Origin of the sequence: Nocardioides sp. NPDC127514 (assembly GCF_040302125.1) — a bacterium.
Taxonomy (GTDB): Bacteria; Actinomycetota; Actinomycetes; order Propionibacteriales; family Nocardioidaceae; genus Nocardioides.
Map to the genome: position 1 here is coordinate 1 of NZ_JBEORF010000038.1, position 14,189 is coordinate 14,189.

Annotated in this window: 15 protein-coding genes; 12 read left to right on the forward strand and 3 right to left on the reverse strand. The window is 71.2% G+C overall.

The features are described from left to right. Positions 1 to 154: 154 nt before the first annotated feature. Positions 155 to 739, reverse strand: coding sequence for a DUF3043 domain-containing protein (locus ABTX24_RS25700; protein WP_160024413.1), 585 nt, complete (start codon positions 737 to 739; stop codon positions 155 to 157). Between the two features lie 187 nt (positions 740 to 926). Here ABTX24_RS25700 and ABTX24_RS25705 point away from each other — a divergent pair, with 187 nt between their 5' ends. The 11 genes from ABTX24_RS25705 to ABTX24_RS25755 all read left to right on the forward strand — a co-directional run bounded on the left by ABTX24_RS25705 (position 927) and on the right by ABTX24_RS25755 (position 10,620). After that, on the forward strand, positions 927 to 1,709 hold the full coding sequence (locus ABTX24_RS25705; RefSeq protein WP_201451065.1) for a PspA/IM30 family protein: 783 nt from the start codon (positions 927 to 929) through the stop codon (positions 1,707 to 1,709). Then, positions 1,706 to 1,984 carry a PspA-associated protein PspAA gene (pspAA, locus tag ABTX24_RS25710; RefSeq protein ID WP_350843654.1) on the forward strand — a complete coding sequence of 93 codons (279 nt, stop codon included), beginning with the start codon at positions 1,706 to 1,708 and terminating at the stop codon, positions 1,982 to 1,984. The genes ABTX24_RS25705 and pspAA overlap by 4 nt, the downstream gene beginning before the upstream one ends. Positions 1,985 to 1,990: 6 nt before the next feature. Then, positions 1,991 to 2,899, forward strand: a complete 909-nt coding sequence (gene htpX, locus ABTX24_RS25715; RefSeq protein ID WP_350843656.1) for a zinc metalloprotease HtpX — start codon at positions 1,991 to 1,993, stop codon at positions 2,897 to 2,899. A 10-nt stretch (positions 2,900 to 2,909) separates the two neighbouring features. Then, on the forward strand, positions 2,910 to 3,509 hold the full coding sequence (gene pspAB, locus ABTX24_RS25720) for a PspA-associated protein PspAB (protein ID WP_350843658.1): 600 nt from the start codon (positions 2,910 to 2,912) through the stop codon (positions 3,507 to 3,509). Position 3,510: 1 nt separating this feature from the next. Beyond that, on the forward strand, positions 3,511 to 4,296 hold the full coding sequence (locus ABTX24_RS25725) for a class I SAM-dependent methyltransferase (RefSeq protein ID WP_350843660.1): 786 nt from the start codon (positions 3,511 to 3,513) through the stop codon (positions 4,294 to 4,296). 60 nt (positions 4,297 to 4,356) lie between these two features. Next, positions 4,357 to 5,082, forward strand: a complete 726-nt coding sequence (locus ABTX24_RS25730) for a response regulator transcription factor (protein WP_160024408.1) — start codon at positions 4,357 to 4,359, stop codon at positions 5,080 to 5,082. After that, on the forward strand, positions 5,079 to 6,506 hold the full coding sequence (locus ABTX24_RS25735; RefSeq protein ID WP_350843662.1) for a sensor histidine kinase: 1,428 nt from the start codon (positions 5,079 to 5,081) through the stop codon (positions 6,504 to 6,506). The genes ABTX24_RS25730 and ABTX24_RS25735 overlap by 4 nt, the downstream gene beginning before the upstream one ends. Before the next feature lie 109 nt (positions 6,507 to 6,615). Beyond that, positions 6,616 to 7,383: an ABC transporter ATP-binding protein gene (locus ABTX24_RS25740; RefSeq protein ID WP_350843664.1), complete on the forward strand. Its 768-nt coding sequence runs from the start codon at positions 6,616 to 6,618 to the stop codon at positions 7,381 to 7,383. Then, positions 7,383 to 8,732: an FtsX-like permease family protein gene (locus ABTX24_RS25745; RefSeq protein WP_350843666.1), complete on the forward strand. Its 1,350-nt coding sequence runs from the start codon at positions 7,383 to 7,385 to the stop codon at positions 8,730 to 8,732. The genes ABTX24_RS25740 and ABTX24_RS25745 overlap by 1 nt, the downstream gene beginning before the upstream one ends. Positions 8,733 to 8,749: 17 nt before the next feature. Then, positions 8,750 to 9,982, forward strand: coding sequence for a sensor histidine kinase (locus ABTX24_RS25750; protein ID WP_350843668.1), 1,233 nt, complete (start codon positions 8,750 to 8,752; stop codon positions 9,980 to 9,982). Continuing rightward, entirely contained in the window at positions 9,979 to 10,620 is a 642-nt protein-coding gene (locus tag ABTX24_RS25755; protein ID WP_350718968.1) for a LuxR C-terminal-related transcriptional regulator, read from the forward strand. Before ABTX24_RS25750 ends, ABTX24_RS25755 begins: the two co-directional genes overlap by 4 nt. A gap of 101 nt (positions 10,621 to 10,721) precedes the next feature. Here the strand turns inward: ABTX24_RS25755 and nadA are convergent, their stop codons facing one another. Together nadA and ABTX24_RS25765 are read right to left on the reverse strand one after the other, a co-directional pair. Further along, positions 10,722 to 11,894 carry a quinolinate synthase NadA gene (gene nadA, locus ABTX24_RS25760; protein WP_350843670.1) on the reverse strand — a complete coding sequence of 391 codons (1,173 nt, stop codon included), beginning with the start codon at positions 11,892 to 11,894 and terminating at the stop codon, positions 10,722 to 10,724. A 64-nt stretch (positions 11,895 to 11,958) separates the two neighbouring features. Next, positions 11,959 to 13,008, reverse strand: a complete 1,050-nt coding sequence (locus ABTX24_RS25765; RefSeq protein WP_350843672.1) for a DUF695 domain-containing protein — start codon at positions 13,006 to 13,008, stop codon at positions 11,959 to 11,961. Positions 13,009 to 13,102: 94 nt separating this feature from the next. Between ABTX24_RS25765 and ABTX24_RS25770 the strand changes: the two genes are divergently transcribed. Beyond that, the gene (locus tag ABTX24_RS25770) at positions 13,103 to 14,188 is read left to right on the forward strand and encodes a glycerate kinase family protein (protein ID WP_350843674.1); all 1,086 of its coding nucleotides are present in this window, start codon (positions 13,103 to 13,105) and stop codon (positions 14,186 to 14,188) included. Position 14,189: the final 1 nt, after the last annotated feature.

Below are 14,189 nucleotides of genomic sequence, written 5' to 3' on the forward strand. Positions count from 1 at the left end.
CCGAGGCGAAGAACGCGTCGAGGTCGAGGTGCATCACCGACGCCTGCGCTCTCATGGTGGCAACCTATCTGGCAGCGGGGACAGTCTGGCCCGGGGAAACGGTGGTTTCGTCCGCCACAACTGCATTCTCGGCGACTGGGGCCGGGCGCTGGGGTCAGCGGTAGTCGTCGGGGAGCTGCGTGCCGATCTTGACCTGCGGCTTGGGCAGGCGCAGGGGGCGGATCTGGATGGCGCGCATGATCGCGTAGTAGGTGGTGCCCTTGAGGTCGTTGTCGGGGAAGCGGCGCTTGAGCTCCTTGCGGAGCAGGAAGCGCAGCGCGACCAGGTTGATGATCACGGTGGCCATCACGACGAGGGTGAAGAGCTGGGAGTACATCGCCAGCTCGAGGCTGATGTAGGGCACCACGAGCGCGATGATCAGCACCGGGAGCACGATCTCGGCGAAGGTGAACCGGGCGTCGATCCAGTCGCGGATGAAGCGCTTGACCGGGCCCTTGTCGCGCAGCGGCAGGTAGCGATCGTCACCGGTCTTCATCGCCTGGCGCATCTTGTCGCCCTGCTCGGCGCGCTGGGCGCGGTTGGCGGCGTTGATCTCCTTGCGGGAGCGCGGCTGCTTGAGACGCGCCTTGCGGGCCGCCTCCGCTTCCTTGCGCGAAGGGGTCGGACGACCCTTACCGGTCTCCTTGACCGGGTTCTCGGGCTCGACGACCTGCGGGGCGGGGGACTTGCGACCGAACAACTTAAGTGACCTCTTACCTGTTGGCTGGGACACATACAGGATATCCCGATCGGCCTTGACAGCGAGTTTTGTGGACCCGGCCTAAGGTGAGAGGCAACACTTGTCCTAGGACGACGAGAGTCCAGCGGCAAGCGACGACGCGGGGCGGCCGGCGGTCGGCCGCATATGAGAGGCATAAAGGGAACCGATGAGTGTGATGAAGCGGCTGAGCCTGGTCTTCAAGGCGAAGGCAAACAAGGCGCTGGATAAGGCCGAGGACCCACGGGAGGTGCTCGACTACAGCTACCAGAAGCAGCTTCAGATGCTGCAGCAGGTGCGCCGCGGTGTCGCGGACGTCGCGACCAGCCGCAAGCGTGTCGAGCTGCAGATCAACGGGCTCAAGCAGCAGTCCGACAAGCTCACCCAGCAGGCCCAGAAGGCCATCGAGATGAACCGTGAGGATCTTGCCCGCGAGGCCCTCACGCGCAAGAGCGGTCTCACCCAGCAGATGAACGACCTCAACACCCAGCTCGCGACCCTGCAGGGTGAGGAGGAGAAGCTCACCCTCGCCCAGCAGCGGCTGCAGGCCAAGGTGGAGTCCTTCCGCACCAAGAAGGAGACCATCAAGGCGACCTACACCGCAGCCGAGGCGCAGACCCGGATCAACGAGGCGATCTCCGGCATCGGCGAGGAGATGGGCGACGTCGGCATGGCCATGCAGCGTGCCGAGGACAAGACCCTCGAGATGCAGGCTCGCGCCGGTGCCGTCGACGAGCTGCTCGCCTCCGGTGCCCTCGACGACCTCACCGCCGGTCCCTCCGACGACATCACCCGCCAGCTCGACGCGCTCAGCTCGACCAGCGACGTCGAGGCCGAGCTCGCCGCGCTCAAGGGCCTCAACTCCCCGCAGCAGACGCAGGCGCTGCCCGGTGCCGACGCCAACGCGCCGGTCATCGACGTGGAGTCGACCGAGAAGAAGGCCGAGCAGTGATCGTACGCATCCTGGGCGAGGGGCAGTACGACCTCGACGATGCCTCCGTCGACAAGCTCAACGAGCTCGACGCCGCGGTCGAGGCCGCCTGCAAGGGCACCGACGAGGCCGTCTTCGACGCGGCCCTGGCGGCCCTGCTCGATGGCGTACGTTCGATGGGCACCGCCCACCCGGTCGACGCGATCGACTCCTCCGACCTGATCCTTCCCGGACCCGGCTCCACGCTCGCCGAGGTCTCCGAGATGCTCGGCGACGAGGGCCTCATCCCCGGCTGACCAGCAATGTCACGCTTCCAGGGTGATGCCGGGCTGACCGCCCGGATGACCACGGTGATGTTCCTGCTCGGCGCGCTGTTCGTCGGGCTCATCGTGGCGCTGATGTTCGTCATGCCCGCGCAGTGGGCGCCGATCATTGGCATCGTCGGGCTCGGCATCGCCTGGTGGCAGTGGTACGCCTCCGACACCCTCGCGATGCGCGCCATGGGCGCGCGCGAGGTGTCGGCCCAGGAGGCGCCGGAGCTGCACGCGATGATCGACCGGTTGTGCACGCTGGCCGACATGCCGAAGCCGCGGGTCGGGATCGCGCACACCGACATGCCCAACGCCTTCGCCACCGGCCGCTCGCCGAAGCGGTCCGCGGTCGTGGTGACCACCGGCATCCTGCAGCGCCTGACCGCCGAGGAGCTGGAGGGCGTGCTCGCCCACGAGCTCTCCCACGTCGCCCACCGCGACGTGCTGGTGATGACGGTCGCCTCCTCGGCCGGCATCGTGGCCGGGATGCTGAGCCGCGGCTCCCAGTACGGTGCGTACGCAGGTGGCGGCCGCCGCGACAACAACAACGGCCTCCCGGTGTGGCTGGTCGTGCTGCTGGTCTCGCTGGCGGTCTACGCCGTGTCCTGGCTGCTGCTGCGGATGCTGTCGCGCTACCGCGAGCTGGCCGCCGACCGGGCCGGCGCGCAGCTGACCATGAAGCCGGGCGCGCTGGCCAGCGCGCTGCAGAAGATCACCGGTGAGATCTCCGCGATCCCGAGCCGCGACCTGCGGTCCTCGCAGGCGATGAACGCGTTCTTCATCGCCCCGGCGATCAGCGGCCAGTCGCTGCGTACGCTCACCTCGACGCACCCCTCGCTGGAGCAGCGCCTGGAGCAGCTCGCCCGGATCGAGGCCGAGCTCGGCCGCCCGACCCAGTAGGGTCGGCGACGTGGGCTTCTGGGACGTCATCACGGGTCGTACGCGACCGAAGCAGGCCAACCTCGACGCACTGTTCGCGGTGCCGACCGCCGCGCTCACCATGCAGACCTCGCTCGGGCTGGTCCCGACCGGTGACGGAGCGGTCTGCTACCGGGCCGCGGCCGGTGCGGGATTCGCCGGCACGCAGAGCGACATCGTCGAGCTGCTCGGCGCCTCCGAGGGCGCGCCGACGGTGACCACGAGCGTCGACGAGTTCGGCTTCACCTGGCTCAGCGTCGACCACGAGCCGCTGGACCCGGACAACCCCGACATCACCGGCCTGGTCACCGACCTCCACGCGGTCAACACCACCCTGGAGATGAACGGCTTCGGCCCCGGACTGCTGTGCTCGCTGATCGCCTTCCGTGACCGCAGCACGGGCGCCGAGGGGCGCAGCGTAGGCCTGATCTACCTCTACAAGCAGGGCACCTTCTACCCCTTCGTCCCGACCGGCCCGCAGCAGCGCGACAACCTGCTCGAGATCAACGTCCGCAGCGCGATCGAGGGCGATCTACCGGTCGAGAAGGACCTCTCCCGCTGGCTCGCCGTCTGGGGCGCCCCCGGGCTCTGAGATGGAACGTTCCCGAAGCTTCGGAGCGGTCGCGGAGGACTACGAGCGCTTCCGTCCTGGCTACCCCGACGATCTGGTCGCGCTGGTGAGCGAGGTCGCCGACGGCCCGGTGCGACGGGCGATCGAGATCGGTGCCGGCACCGGGAAGGCGACCCGGACGTTCGCTGCCGCCGGGATCGAGGTGGTCGCGACCGACCCCGACGCCGACATGCTCGGCGTGCTCCGGCGCGAGTGCGCGGGCCTGCCGGTGACCACCGTGCGCGCCGCTCTGGAGGAGCTCGACCCGGCGGCGTACGAGCCGTTCGACCTGCTCTACGCTGCCGCCGCCTGGCACTGGACGGCGCCGGCGACGCGCTGGGACCTCGCCACCGCCCTGGTCCGCGCCGGGGGAGCGGTGGCCTTCTTCGGCGGCCCGTTCATGCTGGCCGACGACGAGGTCGCGGCCGTCGAGGACGAGATGATCGCGGCGTACGCCCCGGAAGGACGCCACCTGCCGCCGCCGTCCGCGGTTGACGCGCCGATGCTGTTCCCCGGGGACGAGATGCTGGCCGACGGCCGGCTGAGCGACGTACGCCAGCGGGAGGTGCCGCGCCGGTTCACCCTCACCCGCGCGGACTACGTACGCCACCTCGACACCATCTCCGCGATCCGGATCCTGTCGGCCGCCGACCGGTCCGCACTCTTCGCCGACCTGGCTGCGGTCCTCCCCGAGCGGGTGGAGGTGCGCGCGGACCTGATGGTCCACACCGCCCGCCGCGCCGGGGACGGGACGTTCGCGCGGCGGTGACATCGACACACCACAGTGGCCTCACAGGCACCACACAGCAAACAGCCGCATGATGGAGGCATGAGTGCTGGAGGAAAGGGCCTGACCCGCGCCGACGGCTCGCCGCTGCGGGTGCTGGTCGTGGACGACGAGGTGAACATCGCCGAGCTGATCGCGATGGCGCTGCGGTTCGAGGGCTGGGAGATCACCATGGCCCACTCCGGTTCCAAGGCTGTGGCCGCCGCGAAGGAGACCGCTCCCGACGCGATCGTGCTCGACTGGATGCTGCCCGACTTCGACGGGCTCGAGGTCCTGCGCCGGGTCCGGTCGACCAACCCGGGCGTGCCCGTCCTCTTCCTCACTGCCAAGGACGCGGTCGAGGACCGGGTCGCCGGGCTGACCGCAGGGGGTGACGACTACGTGATCAAGCCGTTCTCGCTCGAGGAGCTCGTCGCCCGGCTGCGTGGGCTGATGCGGCGGGCCGGCGCGACCCGGGTCGAGGAGCACTCGGTGATCCGCGTCGGCGACCTGACGATGGACGAGGACTCACGCGAGGTGCACCGTGCCGGGGAGGAGATCACCCTCACCGCGACCGAGTTCGAGCTGCTCCGCTTCCTGATGCGCAACCCGCGCCGGGTGCTGTCCAAGGCCCAGATCCTCGACCGGGTCTGGTCCTACGACTTCGGCGGCCAGGCCAACGTCGTCGAGCTCTACATCTCCTACCTGCGCAAGAAGATCGACGCCGGTCGTGAGCCGATGATCCACACCATGCGCGGCGCGGGCTATGTGCTGAAGGCCGCTGAGTGAGCGTCCGTCTCAAGCGGCTGGTCGCGCCCCTCAGCTCCCGTCTGGTCATCACCGCGGTCTCCCTGGTCCTCGTTGTCTCGCTGCTGATCGCGACCTTCGCCACGATCGCGCTGCGGCAGACGTTGATGGAGCGGCTCGACCGGGACGTACACGACATGGCTCGCGGTGTCGCCGGCCCGGGCCCGCGCAACGACTTCAACGTCGGGCCGGAATCAGTCGTCGCGGTCTTTCCGGAGAACGGTGAGGCGCAGGGCAACCTGGGCGACTTCGATCCGAACCAGATGGAGTCGCTCAGCGCCGTCGACCTGGAGGTGATGGCGGACGTACGCGTCGACGCACGCCCCCACGACGTCAAGCTGCCCGACCACGGCACCTACCGGGTGATCGCCCAGTCCGTCTTCAGCCCCACCCTCGGTCAGACGGTGGTCTTCGTCACCGGTCATTCCACCGCCGAGGTCGACAACACGATCGAGAGCCTGATCTTCTGGGAGGCCCTGCTGACCCTGCTGGGCGTTCTGGCCGCGGCGGGTGCCGGCTACGTCGTCGTACGCCGCCAGCTCAGCCCGCTGCGCGAGGTCGCCGCCACCGCGCACACCGTCGCGGGGCTCCCGCTGTCGTCCGGCGAGGTCCAGGTCACCGAGCGGGTGCCCGAGCGACTCACCGACGAGGACACCGAGGTCGGCCAGGTCGGCGCGGCGCTCAACTCCCTGCTGGACCACGTGGAGACATCGCTGGCCGAGCGTCACCGCAGCGAGCAGCAGGTACGCCAGTTCGTCGCCGACGCCTCCCATGAGCTGCGTACTCCGCTGACCACCATCCGCGGCTACACCGAGCTGGCCCAGCAGCGTCCCGAAGCGGTCCCGACGGCGCTCGGCAAGGTCGAGGAGGAGTCGCTGCGGATGACCGCGCTGGTCGAGGACCTGCTCCTGCTCGCGCGCCTCGACCAGGGCCGCCCGCTCGCCCGCGACTCGGTCGACCTGACCCGGCTGCTCCTGGAGGCCGTCGACGATGCTCGCGTCGTCGACCCCTCGCACACCTGGCGGATCGAGCTGCCGGCCGGCGCCGACTCCGGTGACGCCGAGGTGATCGTCGCCGGCGACGCCCAGCGCCTCCACCAGGTGATCAGCAACCTGCTCACCAACGAGCGCCGGCACACGCCCGCCGGCACCACGGTCACCGTCCGCGTACGTCCTGACGGCTTCGACCTCCACGACGACGGCCCGGGCTTCCCCCCGGCCCTGGTCCCGCACGCGTTCGAGCGCTTCACCCGGGCCGACGAGGCCCGGCAGCGCGACGGCGGCGCCGGCCTCGGCCTCGCCCTCGTCCACGCCATCGTCACCGCTCACGGCGGCACCGTGACCCTCACCAGTGCCCCGGGCGACACCACGATCGCCGTACGTCTGCCGCGCCCGTCCGAGGGATGAGGTGGGGTTTTCCCTACCCGGTTCGGCTCCTTGAGCCCATCGTGTGCGAGCGGCGGGTTCCTTAGCGTCGAAGGGTGACATCAGCCACCCGAAACCGCAGGAGCCACCCATGACCACACCCGCCCTCGAGGTCACCGGCCTCACCAGGACCTACGGCACCGGCGCGGCCGCCGTGGCCGCGCTCAACGGACTCGACCTGGCCTGCGCGCCGGGCACGTTCACCGCCGTGATGGGGCCCTCCGGCTCCGGCAAGTCCACCTTCCTGACCTGCGCCGGAGCGCTGGAGCAGCCGACGGGCGGCCGGGTCGTCATCGCCGGCCAGGACGTCACCGAGCTGACCGAGGCGCGCCGGACCCGGCTGCGTCGCGAGCGGATCGGGTTCGTCTTCCAGGGCTTCCACCTGCTGCCCTACCTGACCGCCGAGCAGAACGTCGCGCTGCCGCTGCGGCTGGCCGGGGGTCGGATCGACGCGGCTGCCCGCCGCCGGATCCGCGAGCTGCTTGACCGCGTCGGCCTGGGCGATCGCACCGGCCACCTGCCGGCACAGCTCTCCGGCGGCCAGCAGCAGCGGGTCGCGATCGCGCGGGCGCTGGTGACCGGTCCCGACATCGTCCTCGCCGATGAGCCCACCGGAGCCCTCGACTCCCACACGGCGGCCTCGGTGCTGGCCCTGCTCCGGAGCCTCGTGCGCGAGCTCGGTGCGACCGTCGTGATGGTGACACACGACCCCGTCGCCGCTGCGTACGCGGACAGTGTGGTCTTCCTCGTCGACGGCCGTGCCGTGGGACGGATGGACAACCCCGCCGCCGAGGCCGTCGCCGGCCAGATGGCACATCTCGACGAGCTCACCGCCCGGGCCGAGCGGGAGATGGTGTGATGTTGACCCTGGCACTGCGCTCGCTGCGACACCGCGCCACCGCCATGACCGCGACCTTCGTCGCGATCCTGCTCGGCACGGCGGTGATGGGTTCGTTCACGCCGCTGATCCAGGTCGCCCTCGAACCCGGCACGCCGAGCGCCGAGCGGGAGACCCTGCTCGTCCTCGGGGGAGTGGTCGGCGCCTGGGGCACCGTCATCGCGCTCTTCTCGATCGTCTCGACCGTCGGCATCACCGTCCGGCAGCGCGAGGTCGAGATCGGCCTGCTGCGCACCGTCGGCGCCGAGCCCCGTCAGGTACGCGCCCTGGTGCGGGCGGAGACGCTCGTGGTCGCGCTCGTCGCCGCTGTCCTCGGCGCCGTCGTGGCGAGCCTGACCAGCCGAGCCCTCCTCGACCTGCTGCAGTCCGGTGGCGTCGTCAGCGAGCAGGTCGCCCACTCGGGCGGCTGGGTCGCGCTCGCCGCGAACGTCGTCCTGCTCCTGCTCGTCTCCCTGGCCGCCTCCGGCCTGGCCGGGTCACGTGCCTCCCGCGGACCGGCGACAGTCGCCCTCTCCGAGGCCAGGACGGGCACCGGACGCATCGCCTGGTGGCGGTGGGTCGTGGCCCTGGTCGCCGTCGGCCACGCCACGACCATGGTCGTGATGACCATGGCCACGGGCAAGGACGCCGCCGACCCGTACGACGCGATGGCGATGACCGGCTCCCTCGGGCTCCTGGTCGCGGTGGGTCTGGCCGCGCTGGCTCCGCTGCTGCTGAGGGCCGGGAGCTGGGTGCTGCGGCCGCTCCTGGGCGGCACGAGCGGGCATCTGGCGGCGTACAACACCTCGCGGAGGTCGCACCTGCTCGCCGGCGTGCTCGCGCCGGTGATGGTGCTCTCCGCGGCCGCAGTCAGCATCCTGATGCTGGTCGGGATCGACGAGCGTACGCTGCCCACCGGTCTGCCCCCGGAGGTCACCGAGGGCTACGAGACGATCAACCTGCTCAACAACGTGGTCACCGCGATGATCTGCGCGTTCGCCGCGATCATGGTGATCAACGCCTTCGCCGCGCTCCTCGCCGACCGGCGCCTGGAGCTGCACCGGCTGCGGCTGCTCGGCGCCACCCCCGGTCAGGTACGCGGCTCCATCCTCGCCGAGGCCGGTGTGGTCGCCGCGGTCGGCACGGTCATCGGCCTGCTCGCCGCCCAGGCGACGATCGTCCCGTTCGCCTACGTCCGGGGTGAGGGTCTGGTCCCTGACGCACAGCTCTGGCTGCCGCCCCTGCTGATCGCCGGCGCAGTGGCGCTCACGCTGGCCTCGGCGGCCGGCGCGACGAGCCGGGCATTACGCACGACGTCCGGCGCTCGCTGATGTCACACTCACTCCTGATGACCGAGTGGGATGCACCGATCCGGACCGTGCGGCCGGAGCCGTTCAGCGGGCAGGCGCTCGTCGAGCGGCTCCGGCTGACCGGACTGTCGCTGGGCTATGCCCTGATGATGGCTCCGGCCCTGGTGCTGGCGATCCTCACCCTGCTCTCGATCCCGCTCGGGCTGGTGTTCGGGGTCGGCATCGGGATCGCCCTGGGCGCGGTGCCGGCAACCCAGGCCGTCGCCGGTGTGCATCGCCGGGTGAGCGGGATGCTCCTTGGGGAGACCATCCCGGAGACGTACGCGGACCTGAGCGCTCAGCCGGTCCTGAGCCGGCCGTTCCGGTGGCTCCGCGAGAAGGCGCGCTGGCGCGACTTCGCCTTCTGCTGCTTCTCGGCGACCGGGGGCTTCGTGCTCTCCCTGCTGCCCGCGGCGTTCCTGACCGTGCCGGTGACCTGGCTGGTCCTGGCCCTCTCCGGCATCACCTGGGTGGCCTGGCTGCTGATCCTGCTCAGCGGACCGCTGCTGCTGGTGTGGTGGGTGTCGACCCCGGGCCTGGTCCGGGCGCGGGCGCTGGCCGAGCGGGGCATCTTCGGTCAGGGGCAGGTCGCCGCGCTGGCCGCGAGGGTGGAGAAGGTCGAGTCGACCCGTGCCGAGACGCTGGACCACTCGGCGGCCGAGCTGCGCCGCATCGAGCGGGACCTCCACGACGGTGCCCAGGCCAGGATCGCCGCGGTCGGGATGAGCGTCGGCCTCGCCGAGAAGCTGATGGCGACGGACCCCGACGCCGCCGCCGCGCTGCTGCGCGAGGCCCGCGAGACCACAGTGTCCGCGCTGGAGGACCTGCGTGGAGTCGTACGCGGCATCCTGCCGCCCGTGCTCGCCGACCGTGGCCTCGTGGGAGCGGTCCAGGCCCTCACCGCCGGGCTGCCGCTGCCGGTCACCGTCGCCATCGAGCTGCCCGGGCGGCTGCCCGACCCGGTCGAGTCGGCGGCCTACTTCGCGGTGGCCGAGTGCCTGGCCAACGCCGTCAAGCACTCCGGCGCCGACCGGGCGTTCGTACGCGGCAGCCACAACGGGCAGCGGCTGCGGATCGTCGTGGGCGACAACGGCCGCGGCGGAGCCGACCCGACCGGGCACGGGCTCGGCGGCGTCGCGACCAGGCTGGCCGCCTTCGACGGCACCGTCGAGGTCGAGAGCCCCTCCGGCGGCCCGACCCTGATCACCCTGGAGGTGCCTTGCCGGATCTGAGGGTGGTCCTGGGCGAGGACCAGGCGCTCCTCCGCGTCGGCCTCACCCGGATCCTCGAAGCGGGCGGGATCGAGGTCGTCGAGGCCGTCGACAACGCGCCCGCCCTGGCCCGGGCACTGGTCCGGCCGGACGTGGACGCGGCGGTGGTCGACGTACGTCTCCCTCCGTCCTTCACCACTGAGGGCATCACGGCCGCGATCGAGGCCCGGCAGGCGCGGTCAGGGTTCCCGGTGCTCGTGCTGAGCCAGTACGTCGAGCCGCTCTATGCCCGCGACCTGCTCGCCGGCGGAGAGGGCGCGGTCGGCTACCTGCTCAAGGACCGCGTCGCCGACGTCGACGCCTTCCTCGCGGCGGTACGCCAGGTCGCCGGTGGCGGGACCGTCCTCGACCCGGAGGTCGTCGCCGCGCTCCTCACCCGCCGCGAACGCCCGCTCGACCGGCTCACCGAGCGCGAGCGCGAGGTGATGACGCTGATCGCCGAGGGGCGCTCCAACGCCGCCATCGCCGCCCGGCTCTTCGTCACCGAGAAGGCGGTCGGCAAGCACATCAGCTCGATCTTCACCAAGCTCGATCTGCCCCAGGCGAGCGACGACAACCGTCGCGTGCTCGCCGTTCTGGCCTGGCTCAACGACACTTGAGCGAGGCGTCACCTACGTCGGCCGAGACGTCGCTCCCGTCGGCCGAGACGGCAGGCCGGTGCCAACTCGGCCGACCGGGCTGACGCCTCGGCGAGGGGTGGTCAGTCGTCCTGGGTCTTGCCCGGGAGATCGAGCATGCGCTGCAGGGCGAGCTTGGCGTAGCGCTCGGTGTCGGGGTCGACCTCGATGCGGTTGATGACCTGGCCCTCGACCAGGGACTCGAGCGCCCAGACGAGGTGGGGGAGGTCGATGCGGTTCATCGTCGAGCAGTAGCACACGGTGCGGTCGAGGAAGACGATCCGCTTGTCCGGGTGGGCGTTGGCGAGGCGCTTGACCAGGTTGAGCTCGGTGCCGATCGCCCAGGCCGACCCGGCGGGAGCGGCCTCGATCGTCGAGATGATGAACTCGGTCGAGCCGACCAGGTCGGCCTTGAGGACGACCTCGTGCTGGCACTCGGGGTGGACCAGGATCTGCACACCCGGGATCTCGGCGCGCAGGTCGTCGATGGTGTCGGCGGAGAAGCGGCCGTGGACCGAGCAGTGGCCCTTCCACAGGATCACCTTCGCCGCGCGCAGCTCGTCGGCGCTGAGGCCGCCACCGGGCTTGAGCGGGTCCCAGACCACGCAGTCGCCCAGCGACATGCCGAGCTTGAGCACGGCGGTGTTGCGGCCGAGGTGCTGGTCGGGGAAGAAGAGGACCTTGGCGTCGTCCTTCTGGTCGAAGGCCCACTCCAGCACGGCCTGCGCGTTGGAGGAGGTGCACACGACGCCGTCGTGGCGCCCGCAGAACGCCTTGATGTCGGCGGAGGAGTTCATGTACGTCACCGGCACGACCTGCTCGGCCACGCCCGCCTCGGAGAGCGCCTCCCAGGCCTTCTCGACCTGCCCCAGCCGCGCCATGTCGGCCATCGAGCAACCGGCCGCGAGGTCGGGGAGGATGACGGCCTGCGAGGGCGAGGTGAGGATGTCGGCCGACTCGGCCATGAAGTGCACGCCGCAGAAGACGATGTACTCCGCGTCCGGCCGGGCGGCGGCGTCGCGCGCGAGCTTGAAGGAGTCCCCGGTCACGTCAGCGAACTGGATGACCTCGTCGCGCTGGTAGTGGTGTCCGAGGACGAACACCTTCTCGCCCAGCTTCTCCTTGGCGGCGAGCGCGCGCTTGACCAGGTCGGGGTCGGAGGCGGCCGGCAGGTCGCCGGGGCACTCGACGCCACGCTCGGAGTTCAGGTCGGTGCCGCGCCCCAGAGGGAGCAGCGGGAGGTCGACAGTCGTCATGATGACGATAATACATGTCGAGGGCTCGGCGCCCTCGTGGCATGGGTCACATGGTGGTACGGGCTCAAACTCGCAGGGGGCGCACGGCATCCCATGCCGGGTCGGTGTCGACCCGGGTGACGACGTCGCCGTGGGCCCAGCCGTCGACCGTCTCCTCCAGTCGCTGCGGGGCTGCGGTGGTGGGGTCGACATAGGCGTGGAGAACGCGTACGCCGTTGGTGGTCTCGTGCGCCACGACGCGACCGTCGCGCCCGAGGGTCGTGGCGAGCCGGTCCTCGAGCTGGCCGAGCTCGCGCAGAGCGTCGGGCGAGGGGAGACCTCGCTCGGCGAAGCCGACGTAGGGGACCATCACGCCGACGTGATGGGTCAGGTTCGGCGCGGTGACCGGGTGCAGGGGCACGACCGCGCTCGCGATCACCGGCCCCTGGGGGCTCTCCCCGTGGAGCAGCACCCAGGCCGGGTTGCCGTCGGGGTCGACGTACTCCTTGCGGAGATTGCGTACGGCGACGCTCAGCCCGTCGAGGCCGAAGCCGTCGCGGGGTCGGGCGGTGGTGGTCTCGACCTCGCCGATCCACAGCTCGGTGCTGGACTCGCCCAGTGTCGTGTCGAGGGCATGGAAGGCGACCTGCAGACGGGCGTCGTCGGCGAGGTCGGGGAAGGCCGGGTGGAACAGGGTGAGGTCGAAGTGGGCGCCCCTCTGCCGGGCGGCGACCAGCACGTCGGCCAGCCGGATCGCGGCGCCGCCGGGGGTGGTGAGCACCGCCTCGACCGGATCGTCGACGGGCGGGCGCTGGTCGCTGAACTCCCAGGGTGAGACGCCGTCGGGCTCGGGGGCGGCGAGCAGCCAGCGGCGTGCCAGCGCACGATGGTCGGGGTTGCCGCCGGCCGAGACGACCAGCAGCCGGCCGCCCAGCGGCCCGGGCCCGACCTCCCAGCTCAGACCGGCCTCGATCGCGTCGACGCGTCGGGCCAGCAGCGCGACGAGAGCGTCCTGGTCGTCGGCGTCGAGCGCCGCACCACAGGCCAGAGCTCCCTTCTGGGCCCACCAGGTCCAGAAGCCGTTGATCCGCCTGGTCTCTGAGTCGCCGGCCCCGCGCCGCCCGAAGATCCGCACGAAACGACCTTAACGCGACGCATGCGGAATGGTTACGACACCAAAAATGTCAGGTGGAACACCTGGTGCTTCCGTGCGCGGGTAGGTTTCGGCCATGCGAGTGCTGATCGCCCCCGACAAGTACGCAGGCACGCTCACCGCCTCCCAGGCGGCCGCCGCGATCGCGGAGGGGTGGCGGCGTACGGCGCCCCGCGACGAGCTCTCGCTCGCGCCGATGGCGGACGGCGGGCCGGGTTTTCTCGAGCTGCTGCACGACGTCCTCGGTGGCGACCTCCACGAGGTCGAGGTCAGGGGGCCGCACGGTGAGCCGGTGACGGCGCAGGTGCTGGTCGACGGCGAGACCGCCTACGTCGAGTCGGCCCAGGCCGCCGGCCTGCACCTGACCGGCGGGAAGGGGGCGGAGCAGGCGAGCTCGTACGGAGTGGGCCAGTTGCTGCTCGCCGCCCGTGACGCCGGCGCGAGCACGGTCGTGGTCGGCCTCGGCGGCTCGGGCACCAGCGACGGGGGAGCGGGGCTGCTCGCCGCGCTCGGCGCCACCGCGGACCGGCCGCTCGATGCCGGCGTCGCCGGGCTCGAGGGCATCACCGAGGTCACGCTCCCCGAGCCCCTCGGCCTCGAGATCGTGATCGCCAGCGACGTGGACAACCCGCTGACCGGGCTCTTCGGCGCGATCAAGGTCTACGGCGAGCAGAAGGGGCTGGCCGAGGAGACCATGCCCCGCTGGGACGGCGTGCTCCAGGACCTGGCCGCCGCCACGTCACGCAAGACCGCGACCGAGAAGGGCGCGGGAGCGGCCGGCGGGATCGGGTTCGCGCTGCTGCTTCTCGGCGCCACCCGACGTCCGGGGTTCGACGTCGTCGCCGACCTGCTCGGACTGCCCGAGCTGGCCGCCCGGACCGACCTGGTGATCACCGGTGAGGGCTCCTTCGACCCGCAGAGCGCGGCCGGGAAGGTGCCGGCCGGGGTCGCCAGGCTGGCCGAGCAGGCGCTGCGGCCCTGCATCGTGCTGGCCGGCAAGGTCGGCATGAGCGGGCGCGAGATGCGTACGCTCGGGATCGACGCCGCCTACTCGCTCGTCGACAGCGTCGGCGAGGAGCAGGCGCTCGGCCAGGCGTACGACTCCCTGGTCCAGGTCGCCGCCAGGGTGGCCCGGACGTGGTCCGCCGACCAGCGGGAATAAC